Annotated in this window: 11 protein-coding genes, 1 rRNA gene and 2 pseudogenes; 13 read left to right on the forward strand and 1 reads right to left on the reverse strand. The window is 44.8% G+C overall.

The window, feature by feature from the left end; all coding sequences use genetic code 11:
- Nucleotides 1-97: 97 nt before the first annotated feature.
- The 11 genes and pseudogenes from rrf to RJ32_RS15200 form a co-directional block, all read left to right on the forward strand.
- Nucleotides 98-213: ribosomal RNA gene (gene rrf, locus RJ32_RS04750) — 5S ribosomal RNA — on the forward strand.
- Between the two features lie 310 nt (nucleotides 214-523).
- Nucleotides 524-790, forward strand: coding sequence for a DUF4212 domain-containing protein (locus RJ32_RS04755; RefSeq protein WP_011234430.1), 267 nt, complete (start codon nucleotides 524-526; stop codon nucleotides 788-790).
- Nucleotides 791-796: 6 nt separating this feature from the next.
- On the forward strand, nucleotides 797-2,512 hold the full coding sequence (locus RJ32_RS04760) for a sodium:solute symporter family protein (RefSeq protein ID WP_034819546.1): 1,716 nt from the start codon (nucleotides 797-799) through the stop codon (nucleotides 2,510-2,512).
- Between the two features lie 107 nt (nucleotides 2,513-2,619).
- Nucleotides 2,620-4,452 carry a DUF294 nucleotidyltransferase-like domain-containing protein gene (locus RJ32_RS04765; protein WP_034819547.1) on the forward strand — a complete coding sequence of 611 codons (1,833 nt, stop codon included), beginning with the start codon at nucleotides 2,620-2,622 and terminating at the stop codon, nucleotides 4,450-4,452.
- Nucleotides 4,453-4,454: 2 nt separating this feature from the next.
- Entirely contained in the window at nucleotides 4,455-5,102 is a 648-nt protein-coding gene (locus tag RJ32_RS04770) for a 3'-5' exonuclease (protein WP_034819548.1), read from the forward strand.
- Between the two features lie 293 nt (nucleotides 5,103-5,395).
- Nucleotides 5,396-8,134 carry a TonB-dependent receptor domain-containing protein gene (locus RJ32_RS04775; protein ID WP_034819555.1) on the forward strand — a complete coding sequence of 913 codons (2,739 nt, stop codon included), beginning with the start codon at nucleotides 5,396-5,398 and terminating at the stop codon, nucleotides 8,132-8,134.
- 116 nt (nucleotides 8,135-8,250) lie between these two features.
- Nucleotides 8,251-8,346, forward strand: a pseudogene (locus RJ32_RS15515) (hypothetical protein); the annotation flags it as partial.
- Between the two features lie 48 nt (nucleotides 8,347-8,394).
- Entirely contained in the window at nucleotides 8,395-9,507 is a 1,113-nt protein-coding gene (locus RJ32_RS04780) for a putative 2OG-Fe(II) oxygenase (protein ID WP_158511971.1), read from the forward strand.
- Between the two features lie 11 nt (nucleotides 9,508-9,518).
- Nucleotides 9,519-10,430, forward strand: coding sequence for a class I SAM-dependent methyltransferase (locus RJ32_RS04785; protein ID WP_034819557.1), 912 nt, complete (start codon nucleotides 9,519-9,521; stop codon nucleotides 10,428-10,430).
- Between the two features lie 155 nt (nucleotides 10,431-10,585).
- Entirely contained in the window at nucleotides 10,586-13,336 is a 2,751-nt protein-coding gene (locus RJ32_RS04790; protein WP_034819558.1) for a TonB-dependent siderophore receptor, read from the forward strand.
- 151 nt (nucleotides 13,337-13,487) lie between these two features.
- Nucleotides 13,488-14,024, forward strand: a pseudogene (locus tag RJ32_RS15200) (transposase domain-containing protein); the annotation flags it as partial.
- Nucleotides 14,025-14,208: 184 nt separating this feature from the next.
- Here the strand turns inward: RJ32_RS15200 and RJ32_RS04805 are convergent.
- Nucleotides 14,209-14,436, reverse strand: coding sequence for a hypothetical protein (locus tag RJ32_RS04805; RefSeq protein ID WP_145914815.1), 228 nt, complete (start codon nucleotides 14,434-14,436; stop codon nucleotides 14,209-14,211).
- Nucleotides 14,437-14,510: 74 nt separating this feature from the next.
- Here RJ32_RS04805 and RJ32_RS14725 point away from each other — a divergent pair, with 74 nt between their 5' ends.
- On the forward strand, nucleotides 14,511-14,714 hold the full coding sequence (locus RJ32_RS14725; protein ID WP_145914816.1) for a transposase: 204 nt from the start codon (nucleotides 14,511-14,513) through the stop codon (nucleotides 14,712-14,714).
- A 14-nt stretch (nucleotides 14,715-14,728) separates the two neighbouring features.
- Complete coding sequence (locus RJ32_RS14870) at nucleotides 14,729-14,878, forward strand: hypothetical protein (RefSeq protein ID WP_158511973.1); 150 nt, start codon at nucleotides 14,729-14,731, stop codon at nucleotides 14,876-14,878.
- Nucleotides 14,879-14,984: the final 106 nt, after the last annotated feature.

The raw sequence follows: 14,984 nt of genomic DNA on the forward strand, positions 1-14,984 counted from the left end.
AAGTAGCCTGATGTTCACATCAGGTGAGATAGTGAATTCAACAGAGTGGCTTTTACTTAAAAAAGCAGTCAGTTTTTACATGTTGTGACAGTTTATGTCTGGCGGCCATAGCGGTGTGGCACCACCTGAATCCATTCCGAACTCAGAAGTGAAACACACCAGCGCCGATGGTAGTGTGGGGTCTCCCCATGCGAGAGTAGGTCACCGCCAGACTACAAATAAATAACCCCAGCCCAATCGGCTGGGGTTTTTTATTTCTGGTGGTGACCTACGACGAGAGTAGGGTGAAGCGGGTTCCCGGTAAAGCCAACCATTTGGCTTTACCCCGCTGAACAGGTTGAGCTCTGCGAAACCTTGTCCAGACTACAAATAAAACAGCCCTCAGCTCACGCTGGGGGCTTTTTTTATGTCTGAATTCTCCTTTCAATCAGCTACGACCAAAGTCCTATTCCCCTTGTTAACAATTGCATTTACATTTGTTAGCGATCAAAAACAATAATGTTGAACAACTGGAGGGGACGTTATGGCATTCGAAAGCGAATCCCATGCCAAAGCGTATTGGAAAGAAAACCTCAGCTTGATGCTCAAGCTGCTAATTGTATGGTTTGTCGTTTCCTATGGCTTTGGAATTATATTGGTGGACGTGCTTAACGAAATCACTTTCTTCGGCTTCAAGCTGGGATTCTGGTTCGCACAGCAAGGTTCCATTCTGACTTTCATCGTGCTTATCTTCATTTATGTGAGAGGCATGGCCGCGTTAGATAACAAATACAATGTACACGAGGACTAAGGCGCTATGGATATTCAAACGCTCACCTTTATAATCGTCGGCCTGACTTTCGCCCTATACATAGGTATTGCGATTTGGTCACGTGCCGGCTCAACTAATGACTTTTATGTAGCAAGCGGCGGGGTTAACCCTATTGCCAATGGTATGGCAACGGCCGCAGACTGGATGTCAGCTGCTTCTTTTATTTCAATGGCGGGTATCGTCGCCTTTGCCGGTTATGATGGTTCTGTTTACCTAATGGGTTGGACTGGTGGCTATGTACTGCTGGCTATGTGTCTTGCTCCTTACTTACGTAAGTTCGGTAAATTCACTGTGCCTGACTTCATCGGCGATCGCTACTATTCTCAAACGGCACGTACTATTGCAGTTATCTGCGCGATCCTGATCTGTTTTACCTACATTGCAGGTCAAATGCGAGGTGTTGGTGTCGTATTCTCCCGCTTCCTGGAAGTTGACATCGCAACAGGTGTTATCATTGGTGCAATAATTGTTTTCTTTTATACCGTATTGGGTGGTATGAAAGGCATAACCTACACTCAGGTAGCACAATATATTGTATTGATGTTCGCTTACATTGTGCCTGCGGTATTCTTGTCATTAATGATGACCGGTCATGTACTGCCTCAAACGGGTTTTGGTGCCACCATAGCCGATGGCGTTCCCGGCTCCGGACAGTTCTTACTTGAACGACTGGATGGGCTGTCGACAGAACTCGGTTTTGCCGAATACACTGAAGGTGTGCGAAGTAAAGTTGATGTGTTCTTCATTACTGCAGCATTGATGGTAGGTACCGCTGGTCTGCCTCACGTTATCGTGCGTTTCTTTACAGTACCGAAAGTACGTGATGCACGCCGTTCAGCTTTCTGGGCTCTGACATTTATTTCAGTGGTTTACTTAACAGCACCGACTATTGCTTCGTTTGCTAAAGTAAATATTTTCAACACAATTAACGGCCCAGACCTGCAAGGTGTTGAATACGATAACGCGCCAAGCTGGATTAAAAACTGGGAAAAAACTGGCCTAATCACGTGGGAAGACAACAACAACGACGGCAAAATGTTCTATTCAGGTGATGAACGCAATGAAATGACCATTGACCGTGACATCATGGTATTGGCGAATCCAGAAATTGGTGAACTGCCGGCCTGGGTTGTCGCTTTGGTTGCCGCAGGTGGTGTTGCCGCAGCACTTTCCACTTCAGCAGGTCTGTTACTCGTTATATCAACCTCCGTTTCGCACGATTTACTGAAACGAAATTTGGCACCGAATATAACGGATAAACAGGAGTTGTTATACGCCAGGATTGCAGCTGCGACAGCAATTGTCATCTCAGTCTACTTTGGTATATACCCGCCCGGCTTCGTGGCGCAGGTGGTCGCCTTTGCCTTCGGCTTAGCCGCAGCAAGCTTCTTCCCTGCGATAATCATGGGCGTGTTCCATAAACGTATGAACAGCACAGGTGCGATAGCTGGTATGGTTGTGGGTATACTATTTACCTTCAGTTATATTGTGTACTTCAAGTTCGTCGCTCCCGAGCTGAATACTCAAGAAAACTGGTTGTTTGGTATTTCTCCTGAAGGTATTGGTACCTTAGGCATGATCATCAACTTCGTTGTTGCTGTTATTGTGCATAAGTTTACCGGTGATGCTCCGGAAGAAATTCAGGAACTGGTTGAGTCTATACGGTATCCAAAAGGATCCGGTGAAGCTCAGTCTCACTAACGGGATATAAGTTGATAAAAGCCCAGCCCTCGTGCTGGGCTTTTTATTGACTAACTCAGGTTAGTACACAAAACTGAAATCAGCTTCTCTATAAATTAGGATTAGCCATGGAAGTTAATTCATTTCTACAAGACTGCCCTCCTTTTGACTCGTTGCCTGAAGAACAACGAAGCTGGGCAGTGTCGCAGTTGCAATCGGTCTATATGAACGAGCAGAACTGCAATGAAGTCTTAAGAGATATGCGACCGGCACTTTTTATCGTCCGCTCAGGTGTTCTTGATTTAAGGGGAGCCGACGGGCGATTAATAGAACGACTGGAAAGCGGCGACTTGTTTGGTTATCCGTCTTTATTATCGGGTCGGGAAATAGTCAATAAACTCAAAGCCATAGAGGACGGGATTGTTTACGTTTTACCACAGTCAGCTTTTGACAGGTTGCGTAATGCATCTAAACCTTTCGAACAATACTTTATAAGAGCACATGGTCAGCGCCTGTTAGCTGAGCAGAAAAACGAGGATGGCACAGATAGCGACTGGAGCGCGCAAACGGTGGGGAGCGTTGTTTCTATGCCTCCGGTCAGCTTATCCAGCGACACCTCTGTACAGGAGGCCGCTAAGCTTATGGCTAGTCACGGTATATCTTCTGTTCTAGTGGTTGATGATAGCCAGCTGGTCGGAATTTTGACTGACAGAGACTTGAGAAACCGAGTTGTGGCTGAAGGACTCCCTCTACATATTCGAGTTTCTGCTGTAATGACACAATTGCCGGAATCGGTTTATGAGAATCGGTCGTTAATGGATGCATTAACCACCATGACGTCCAGCAATATTCATCATTTACCTGTGGTGAATGATAAAAATCAGCCGGTGGGTATGGTGACTGCGACAGACTTAATTCGTCAGCAGCGCAGCGATCCGGTCTTTCTTATTAGCGCAATCCGCAAGGCCGGAAGTAAAGAAAAGTTGATTGAGGAGGCGCAAAAGCTTCCGGAGTATTTACAGACTTTTGCCAGCCGCGTAAAGCAAACATCGGTGTTAGGACGTCTTATGGCGTCAGTTACTGACGGCATGACACGTCAGCTTATACAGTTATATGAGCAGGAAAACGGTGCCGCACCTGCCGCATACAGCTGGCTGGCGTTTGGCTCGCAGGGGCGGGAAGATCAAACTTTAAGCTCAGACCAGGACAACGGACTGTTGCTCAGTAATGGTTTAACCGAAAAGCAAAAGGACTGGTTTGCGGGTTTGGGGAACTACGTTTGTGAGGGGTTAAATGAATGCGGCATTCCTTCGTGTCCGGGCAATATTATGGCCTCTAACCCTGAGTGTCGTGGCACTATCGATGAATGGAAAACCCGTTTCAGCGGGTGGATTGAGAGTCCAACCCCCAAGGCGCTAATGTATTGCCAAATATTTTTTGACAGCAGGCCAGTTGTAGGTTCCGGTAAGTTCTATCAAGAATACCGTGAAGAAATAGCGAAACTGGCTAAGAACGAGATGTTCCTCGGCAATTTAGCGATTTTGGTTAACCGTATTTCCGTACCGCTTGGCTTGTTTAATCGACTGCGTACAGAGGATAGCAATGACGGAGATACTATTGATATTAAACGTTACGGTATTGCTTTAATAAACGATATTGCGCGAATTTATTCTTTGCAGGCTGGCATTACGTCTCCGAGCACTCCGGCGCGCTTGACCACGTTAAAGGGCAGTAGCTTGTTAAACCGACGCGACAACCAGTCACTATTAGAAGCTTGGGAGTTTTTGACACAACTTCGATTAAACCATCAGTTAAAAGTATGGGGTAGCGATAAGCCCAGGAACGCAATTGAGCCAGACGAACTCAGTACCCTGTCGAGGCGGCAACTTAAAACGGCATTTAAGATCATCAAAGAAGCGCAACAAGGGGTTGGTTTGAAGTTCAGCCGACAGGGCTACTAATTATGTCTCAATGGCTTCAGAAGCTTGCTCACTGGTACGACAGACGGCAGAAACTAAAGCAACCCTGGCAAAGTTTGCGATATGTGGCGTTGGATATTGAAAGTACCGGGCTGGATCCTAAAAAGCACCAAGTTTTGTCGATTGCCTGGATGACCATACACCCGCCAGTAATGCATTATGGTAATGCGCAGTATCATGTTTTTTCCCATGGACAGGAGCTGGATCTGGGTCAAAGCCCGACCATTCATGGTCTAACTGAGCAGGATTTTCTACACAGTTCCGAACCGAAACAAACCTTCGCCATGTTAAGTCGAGCTTTGAATCATGCCGTACTTGTTTGCCATCATAAAGGCATGGACTGGCGTTTTCTGAAACATATAGAGGCTCAGTACGGAATCCCTTTCAAACCTCTGGCAATTTTCGACACTCTAGCGTTCGAGAAAAATAAACTGGAGCGTAACCCCCAACAGCCTATTCAAGGCGGTCAACTTACTCTGAGTGCTTGTCGAAAACGCTATAACTTACCCAATTATCATTACCACCATGCACTGACGGATACCGTTGCCTGCGCGGAGCTTTTTTTGGCGCAGTGTTATGCTTCAAAACTGTTTAAAGAACCGCTAAATTCGTTACTAAAAAACTTTAGCTAAATCGCTTAAATTAAGCTTGTTACAGCTGGGAAACATATGTTTTAAGTTGTGATACATAGGTTATTTTTATTAATAAATCTGATCTCAAAATAACCTAATAGGTTGTTTTTTGACCTGTCGGTTCAAAGGGGATAAGAAAAGCCTTAAACGCCTATTGAAATGAAGTCCTTACAGCGTTAAAAGGTTGTTACCGAAAACGGGTGGTCGAACAATAAGTAGTCAGGCTGCCATCGGTTTCAGGTTGCTTTCGCCAATCAAGCAACTCAAAAATAATGTTCCAGGGAGTAATTTCAATGAATAGTAATACCTTCCGTAAAAGCGTAACGGCTTTAGCTGTTACTGCGACGTTAGGCTTTCCTGCGTTAGTCGCAGCCCAAGACAGTGGCGCTGACAACGTAGAACGCATCCAGGTGACGGGGTCTCGTATCAAACGTACTGATATGGAAACCGCAAGCCCAATCACTGTATTTGACTCTGAAGCAATAGAATCATCAGGCTTCACGACGATGGAAAAGTTTGTGCACAATATTCCATCGATGAACGGTGGTTACAACGGTTCAAACACAAACAATGGCTCGGGCGGTTATGCGTCTGCTAACCTACGTGGCCTTGGTTCATCACGTACTTTAATCCTGATTAACGGCCGCCGTTACGCTTCAGGGGATTTGAACTCTATTCCAATGGCTTATATTGAGCGCGTCGAAGTATTACGCGACGGTGCTTCAACCATTTATGGTTCAGATGCCATTGCCGGTGTTATTAACTTCATCACGAAAAAGGATTTTGAAGGTGCAGAATTCTCAGCGCAATACGATCTTACCGGTGAAGGTGATGGTGAAACGACTAAACTATCTGGTGTTATCGGCGCATCCAGTGGCAAAGGCAACGTAGTTTTAGCGCTTGAATATCAAAACCGTAATCCAATTTGGCAGGGCGATCGTGACTTTTCTCGTATCCCGCTAAGTGAAGAGGGTGGCCAGCTAGTTCAAGGTGGTTCTTCAACAACCCCTTATAGTTCTTGGTCTGCAGCTAACGAGAATTCACCGTATAATTCAGCGAATGCCGGTACAAGTTTTGTGGTTGATCCTGAAACCGGTGAAGTTCGCCCGTATAACGGACAGCAAGACGCGTATAACTTTGCTCCAGCGAGCTACATGGTTACTCCGCAAGATATATTTACCATTAACGCCTCTGCAAACTACGAGTTGACTCGTGATTTAAATGCTTTTATGGAAGCGGGTTACACTAACCGCCAATCCGATCAGTTAATGGCGTCAGAAGGCACATTTTGGGGACCAACGGTAGCTGCTGATCACCCTAATAACCCAATTGGCGAAGAGGTTTATGCTTATCGTCGTTTGACAGAGACAGGTGGTCGTTCATTTACTCAGGATTTCTCTGATTACCGCATGGTATTCGGTTTTGAAGGTTATCTGAGCAATGGCTGGTCCTGGGACGTATCTTACAATTATTCGCGCTTTGTCGACTCAAGTATAGACTATGGTCGTGCAAACCCAGAGCGTTTCCAGAACATGCTTGATCCCACTCTTTGTGACGCACAAGAAGCTTGCCCAGGTTTGTGGAACCCATTCGAAGCGGGTACATTAAGCCAAGAGATGATGGATTACGCTTTAGTGCCTAATTCGCCGGTAGAGCGCGGTACCACGAAACAATTAATGGCTAACTTAACAGGTGACACCGGTAGCTTCACTTTACCAGCCGGGCCAGTATCTTGGGCTGTTGGTGTTGAAAAACGCTGGGAAGAATACCAAAACCAACCTGATGGCGGTGCAATTCTTGGACAAATCTACAGTGTTGCAGCAGAGCCAACCGAAGGTTCTTACGACGTTGAAGAAGCTTACCTTGAACTTGATGTTCCATTGCTACGCGATCTGCCTGGCGTCCAGTCACTAGACTTGTCTGCTGCAGTCCGTTACTCTGAATATGATTTTCTTGACGGTGAAACCACAACAAAATTTGGTTTAGAATACGTTCCAATGGACGGTTTATTGGTACGTGCAACTGTTGCAGAAGGCTTCAGAGCACCAGGCATTGGTGATCTTTATTCTCCGCAAGAAGAATCGAATATTTCTTACACAGACCCTTGTGTAGAATATGGCGACAGCAGTAACCAGAATGTTATTGATAATTGTGCTGGCGAAGGTTTTGCACCAGACTTCACATTGGACAACAATCAGTCTTCAACCTTGATTGGTGGTAACGAAGATTTGGAACCAGAAACTTCCGACAGTTTCACTATGGGTATTGTCTACCAGCCTGAATTTATTGATAACTTAAGCGTTGCTGTCGACTATTATGACATTGAAATTGAAAATGGTCTTGGTGCACCAAGCACAAGTGCTATCGTTTCTCAGTGTTATGGTAGTGAAAACTTTTCGGCCGACTCTTGTGGGTTAATTTTAGGTGCTGAAGCAGTAGACAGACCTTCTTGGTCAGGCTCTGACTACCGTGATTCAAACGGTTATATAGCCGGTGTTCTGGCATATACTCAGAATATCTCAGTATTTGAGACTTCAGGGGTAGATTTTGACATTAATTGGAGTCGCGATTTAGCGGGCGGTCAACTGACTATGCGTCTAGATGGTACTTACCTGAGTGATTACACTTATGTAGCCCAGGCAGGTTCAGAGCCACTTGAATTAGCAGGTAAATTTGGTGCGGATACAAACTTCGGTGGTCGTGTTGCGGCATTCCCTGAATTACGTACCAACTTAACTGCAGGTTATAAAATTGGTGACACTGACATTAGCTGGACAGCTCGTTATCAGTCAGGCACTGATGACATCAACTATGATTCAAGCGACTTGAGTAGCTCAACTGGTTCTTACGTTTATCATGATATGCAAGCAAACTATTACTATGGTGAACACACTACGTTCTCTTTAGGTATTCGTAACTTGTTTGATAAACAGCCTCCATATGTAACAAACAACAACGATATGAATACCTTAAACTCATCTTATGACACAGCAGGCCAATACTGGTATGCTCGTATTGGTATGAAGTTCTAAGGTTTACCAACGCTAGTTTTGATAAAACCCAGCTTCGGCTGGGTTTTTTTTGACTGAAGGTAATTATTGTGTCTCATTCTCTTTATATTAAACACTACAATTCTGCGATCAAGCTGGTGAAGGCTAACCGGTTTGCTCAAGCTGAGCATCACCTTGCCCTTGCGTTAAAGTATTCACCTAGTTCTGAGAAAGCTTACCTGTTAAGAGCCCAGTGCTTGGCTAGTATGGGTGAACAAGACTCAATGCGGAAGGCTTCGGAGATGGTCGGACATTTTTTAAAGCGCAATTTGAATCATCGACGTGCTCAGCGAATCTGGGCTGAAGTGAAGTGGCGTTTAGCAAGTTCCGACTGGGATTTTTTCTATAAAAAAGCATTGAAGACAGAAAACTTTCCTTTGCCTTTAGTTTATGACTATGCTTATTTACTTATGCAAAGTGAAGATTTCTCTGGCGTTATAAGTTTACTGGGACAGTTTGACCCCAATGAGCAAGTTAATGAATTTGAAGTTATGCGTGCTCATGTTTTTTTTAAAACGAGGTGTTATACAAGAGCGTTACAGAGCATTGATAAGCTCATGGCTCGTGGTGATGCAACTCCAGCGGCTTTAAGAACAAAAGCGAAATGTGAACTGGCGTTAGCGCAGTATGAAGAAGCACTGGAAAGTGGGCGCAAGCTTATCGCTTTATCGCAGAGTCCAGAACAAGGTGACTGGGCATTATTGGCGTCCATTTTTAAACGTGCCGGACTTTACGACTCCTATAGAAACTTATACGATTTTGATCGTTTGGTGACGGCTCGCTTTTTAGCGGTGCCGGCCGGTTTTTCGTCGCGAAGTATCTTTCACGAGGAACTTGTTTCGTCTCTTGAAGCATTGCATGGGAGCTTGCAGCACCCGTTAGAACAATCTTTACGTAACGGAACGCAAACAGACGGACATTTATTCGCCACCTCTGAGGGGACTATTCAGCATTTAGCGGCGGGAATTAAGCAACATGTTGCGCAATGGGTCAATCAACTGAAAAACGACTCTGATCACCCCTTTTTGCGACATAGCGGAAAACGTTTTGACTTTAGCGGCTCCTGGTCGGTTAAATTAAAAAAGGACGGCTACCACAAAAACCACTATCACAATGCGGGTTGGATAAGTGGTTGTTATTACGTTTCGGCGAATAAGGAGCTAACCGCAGATGGTCAGGGCTGGTTAAAGCTTGGTGAAAGTGAATTGCTGGAAGACGATAGTGCCGATTACTTAATTCGTCCTGAAGAGGGCTTATTAGTTCTATTCCCTTCTTATTTTTGGCATGGAACCACCCCCTTTCAAAGAGACGGAAATCGCTTAACCGTTGCATTTGATATTTACCCAGAAGAATAAAAGGAAGAAAAATGACACAAAAAAATCCATGGACTTACTTTTGGCAAAAAGGCGCCAAAGCAAGTTTCTTAGATGAGCGCTCTCGTTTACAAATTTACCAAATGCGCAAGTTTTGGTTTGAGCGGATGGATGAATTGTCTATTAAACAGCCTGTTGTCGATATTGGTACAGGTAACGGTATTGCCGTCGAATGGTTGAATGAATACGCCGAAGCGAAAAATAAAAAGCTCGAAATTCTTGGCATTGATTCGGCGCAAATTAATCCGCCGAACAAGCAGTTAAAGCTTACCGGGGAAACACCGTATGAAACGTTTTCATTACCGTCGAATAAAAAAGTGGGTACTTTTGTCTCGCATTACGGTCTTGAATATGGCGATATGAGCACTGGCTTAAAAAACCTGCACCGACAGTTGAAGCGGGGTGGAGCGCTTATTGCCCTAGTACACTCCAAAGAGTCTACAATATACCAACAAAGCCAGGCTATTTATGACCTGCTACCCTCTGCTCTTAAACATTTAAAGAAATCGGTTGCACCTTTGCAACACCTGCTATTAAAGCAAGGGCCCAACAACTTACCTTCATCTGCGTTGCAAGCACAGCAACTATTAAATCAGTTTGCGCGAAAACATGAACGTAACCGGGCTTTTCATGCCATGAACTTTGTGCCGGCTACCAAGCATCTTCTAAAAGCTGCTGCCGAGGGAAAAGAAACTGAGTCACACCAAGTTTATAACGGATACTTAGAATCGTTAACTGCGCATAAGGCGAGGACACAAACGTTACTAAAAGCAACTGAGCAAATTGGGAGTGAAAATAACTTAAAAGCATCCCTCGAAGGTGCGTGCTTTAAGAAAGTCAGTGTGCAAGAAGTGCAGTTCCCTGAAAGTGGGGAGGTTGGTTACTGCATACAGGCATTTAAATAGAACGCGGAGAGCCACTTTTTGCGGTTTTACATAAACAAAATAATCTTAACAAAATTTGCACTAAAAGTTTACAGATATATAACTTCCTGTTAAATTCTAAGCAGCTTCAACTCAATGAAGCGATATAATAAAAACGTTCCAGGGAGTTTTTACTCATGAAAAATATGACATTTCGTAAAAGCGTAACAGCCTTAGCTGTTACCGCAACATTGGGCTTTCCGGCATTAGTTGCCGCTCAAGAGAACGGGGCTGATGACGTTGAACGTATCCAGGTTACTGGTTCGCGCATTAAGCGCACTGATACAGAAACCGCCAGCCCTATTACGGTTTTTGATGCTGAAGCAATCGAAAATTCAGGCTTTACCAGTATGGAAAAGTTCATCCATAACATTCCATCAATGAACGGTGGTTATAACGGCTCTAACACCAATAATGGCTCAGTCGGTTATGCCTCAGCAAACTTACGCGGACTTGGTTCATCACGTACTTTGCTTTTAATCAACGGTCGCCGTTTTGCGTCTGGCGACTTGAACTCAATTCCAATGGCTTATATTGAGCGCGTTGAAGTTTTACGTGACGGTGCCTCAACAATTTATGGTTCAGATGCCATTGCCGGTGTAATCAACTTCATTACGAAGAAAGATTTCGAAGGTGCTGAATTCTCAGCTCAATACGATTTAACAGGTGAAGGTGACGGTGAAACCACAAAAGTTTCGGCTGTTATCGGCGCAACCAGCGATAAAGGTAATGTCACTTTAGCGCTTGAGTACCAAAACCGTAACACTATTTGGCAAGGCGACCGGGATTTTTCTCGTGTTCCTTTATCTGAGTCAGGCGGTGAGCTCGTTTCTGGTGGCTCCTCAACAATTCCATACGGTAGTTGGTCAGCCGCCGATCCAGATTCTCAGTATAACTCAGGTAATGCAGGCACGAGTTTTGTCGTTGATCCGCAAACCGGCGAAGTTCGTCCTTATGACGGGCAACAAGATGCATATAACTTTGCGCCAGCAAGTTATATGGTAACTCCACAAGACGTGTTCTCAATTAATGCATCAGCTAATTATGAGTTGACTCGTGACTTAAACGCGTTTATGGAAGGTGGGTTCACTAACCGTCAATCCGATCAGCTAATGGCTGCCGAAGGAACATTTTGGGGACCTACCGTAGCAGCAGATCATCCTGATAACCCAATTGGCGAAGACACTTATATCTACCGTCGCCTAGAAGAAACTGGTGGACGTTCGTTTACTCAGGACTTCTCTGATTACCGTATGGTTTTCGGGCTTGAGGGGTATTTAGATAATGGCTGGTCCTGGGATGTATCTTATAACTACGCACGTTATGTTGATACACGTGTGGAGTACGGTCGTGCAAACCCTGAGCGCTTCGGCCACATCCTTGACCCGGCTCTTTGTAACAACGAAGGAGTAAACGAGGGATGTCCTGGTCTGTGGAACCCATTTGAAGCAGGTACATTAAGCCAAGAGTTGATGGATTACGTATTAGTGCCAAACTCACCGGTTGACCGTGCAACAACAAAACAGTTAATGGCTAACTTGACAGGTGACACCGGTTCTTTCTCTTTGCCTGCAGGCCCGATTTCGTGGGCAGTTGGTTTTGAAAAGCGTTGGGAAGAGTACCAGAACCAGCCAGATGGTGGCGCAATTCTGGGGCAAATCTACAGTGTTGCTGCAGAACCAACTGAAGGTTCTTATGACGTGCAGGAAGCATATCTAGAAATTAATGCGCCATTACTGGCAGGATTGCCAGGCGTAGAGCGGTTAGATTTATCTGCTGCAGTACGCCGTTCAGATTACGATTTCTTATCAGCACAAACGACGACTAAGTTTGGTTTAGAGTATGTACCAGCCGATGGTATGTTGCTTCGTGCAACTTTTGCTGAAGGCTTCCGTGCACCAGGCATCGGTAACCTGTATTCGCCACAAGTTGAATCAAATATCAGCTATACTGATCCTTGTATTAATTATGGTTCAGGTAGTCAAAGTCAGACTGTTAAAGATAATTGTGCATCGGAAGGTTTACCAGGAGATTTCAGTTTAGATAATAACCAGTCTTCAACTTTGGTTGGTGGTAATCCGGACTTGGAACCAGAAACGTCTGAAAGCTTTACTGTCGGTATGGTTTATCAGCCTGAGTTTATCGAAAACTTCAGTATTGCGGTCGACTACTACGATATTGAAATCGAAGATGGGTTAGGTGCGCCAAGTACTTCTGCAATTATAGCTCAATGTTATAACAGCCCCGACTTCTCATCAGCTTCATGTGGTCTTATCTTAGGTCCGGAAGCGGTAGGTCGTCCAGGCTATTCAGGCTCAGATTACCGCGATTCACAAGGTTACATGGCAGGTATTCTGGCTGGTACGGCTAATATTTCAACCTTCACTACTTCAGGCTTTGACTACGATATCAATTGGTCAACTGATTTAGGTGACGGCATGTTTAACATGCGTGTTGATGGCACATTCCTTGATGAATATACTTACCTAGCGCAAGAGGGTGGGGACGTACTGGAATTGGCTGGTATGTATGGTGCTGATACTAACTTCGGTGGTCGTGTTGCAGCGTTCCCAGAAGTACGTACTAACTTCACTTTCGGTTACCAAGTTGGTAATTGGGATCTTAACTGGATCACTCGTTATCAAGGTAGTGTAGAGGATATCAACTACTCTGAAGATGATTTGTCAAGCGAAGTGGGCAGCTACTTCTATCATGACGCGCAAGTGAATTACTTCGTGACTGAAAACACAACCTTTACTTTAGGTGCTCGTAACTTGTTTGATAAGAAGCCTCCATACGTTACTAATAATAACGATATGAATACTTTGAACTCTTCTTATGATACAGCGGGTCAATACTTATATGCTCGTTTTGGGGTTAAGTTCTAAAGCTTGGGTTATCATGCGATGATGTAATAGAAGCCCGGCTTCGCCGCAATGCTGATCGGTTAAGAAAAATTTCTCAGATCAGTTGACCGATCAAGTGAGGCTGCGAAACTCCAGTGATAGAATTATCACTGGAGTTTTTTTATGCCTTTGAATCAATCTTTACTTGACACATCTAATTCTGCCGGCAAGCACGGAAAGCTTTTTACAGCATATTCCGGAGGCGTGGTTGAAGGAAGCGGCAGACTTATCAAACAAAGCCGCTATTCGGCGCCGGAGACTGCCTTCTGAGCAGGTGATGTGGCTGGTGCTGGGTATGGCGTTTTTTCGCAACAAACCGATTGCTGAAGTGGCCCGAAGTTTAAATATCTCAGCAGATGGTCTCGCGAACGAGCAAATGCTGGCAAAAAGTGCGGTCACTCAGGCCCGGTAGCGTCTGGGCAGTCAGCCGATGCAATGGATATTTCAGCACAGCGCAGAAAAATGGGGAAAGGAGCGCTATCCGCAGGATGAATGGCAGGGTCTGCAGGTGTTTGCGGTTGATGGCGCACTGTTCAGAACCCCTGAGTCGACTCAGCTCAGAGAGCATTTTGGCTCCGGCAATACCATCAACAGACGGCAAACGCTGTTCCCGATGTTACGGTGTGTGGCACTAATGAATGTCCGCTCTCATGTCATTGTTGATGCATCAGACTGGTTTTGTTGACCACCACACCCCTCCTTATTCCAGCGTTTAATTATAAAGATGAAAACTATGCGAGAATATATTTTGCGGGCGTGCTTTGGGGAGTTATTATGTTGACCCAAGGGGGGCTTGGTTCGCCTATGCTTCTGAGTTTTGGTCTTGTATATATTTTTATGTATATAGCGTGTCACTATAATTCCTCTATAAGCGTCCATTCTATTAAAAAATGGCTATCATACTTTAGTATTTTAGGCACTTTATTTTGGATGGTGGCTAGCAAAGGAATTGTTTCAGAAGCGCCTTTGACAGCAGTATATTTTTTCATACTTCCCCTTATAGCTCTTTTCGCTAGCATTTTTATTAACATGCTGTTAGGTAGATGAAATATAGAAGGCGTAGTGGCTAAACTAAATTCCACCACCTAACCTCCTCTGGTAGGATAGTTGACCCCCCCTTAAAATTTAACTAGTTTGAGGCCGGTAAGGCTTGATTGTGCCTCGTTCTTCTGAAGAATGGAAAGAGGCAGTGCTGAGTAGGATGCTGCCGCCATTGAATTTAACGATTGCAGAAATTTCCCGTCGGGAAGGTATTGGTGTCCAGACTCTGTATAATTGGCGGGATAAAGCCAAACAGCGAGGTCGTCCCGTGCAAGGAAAGAAACCAACACCCGAGCCGAAACCAAGCTCGCTATTGTGATAGAAAACGGCTCAATGAGCGAAGCTGAGCTTAGTGAATATTGCGGCACTAAGGGGCTTTACATTGATCAGGTGAAAGCCTGGAAAACGGAATCACTGAAAGGATTTGTCAGCTTAAAAAATCGAGAGCAGGAAACCAGGCAGCAGCGTAAAGCTGATCATTAGGAAATAAAAAAATTAAAGCGCGAGCTTCGTGAAAAAGAAAAAGCACTGGAGGAGACTGCGGCATTATTGGTGCTGCGAAAAAAATTAAATGCGCTTTGGGAAAACG

Source organism: Idiomarina sp. 28-8 (genome assembly GCF_000320945.2).
GTDB classification, from domain to species: Bacteria; Pseudomonadota; Gammaproteobacteria; order Enterobacterales; family Alteromonadaceae; genus Idiomarina; species Idiomarina loihiensis.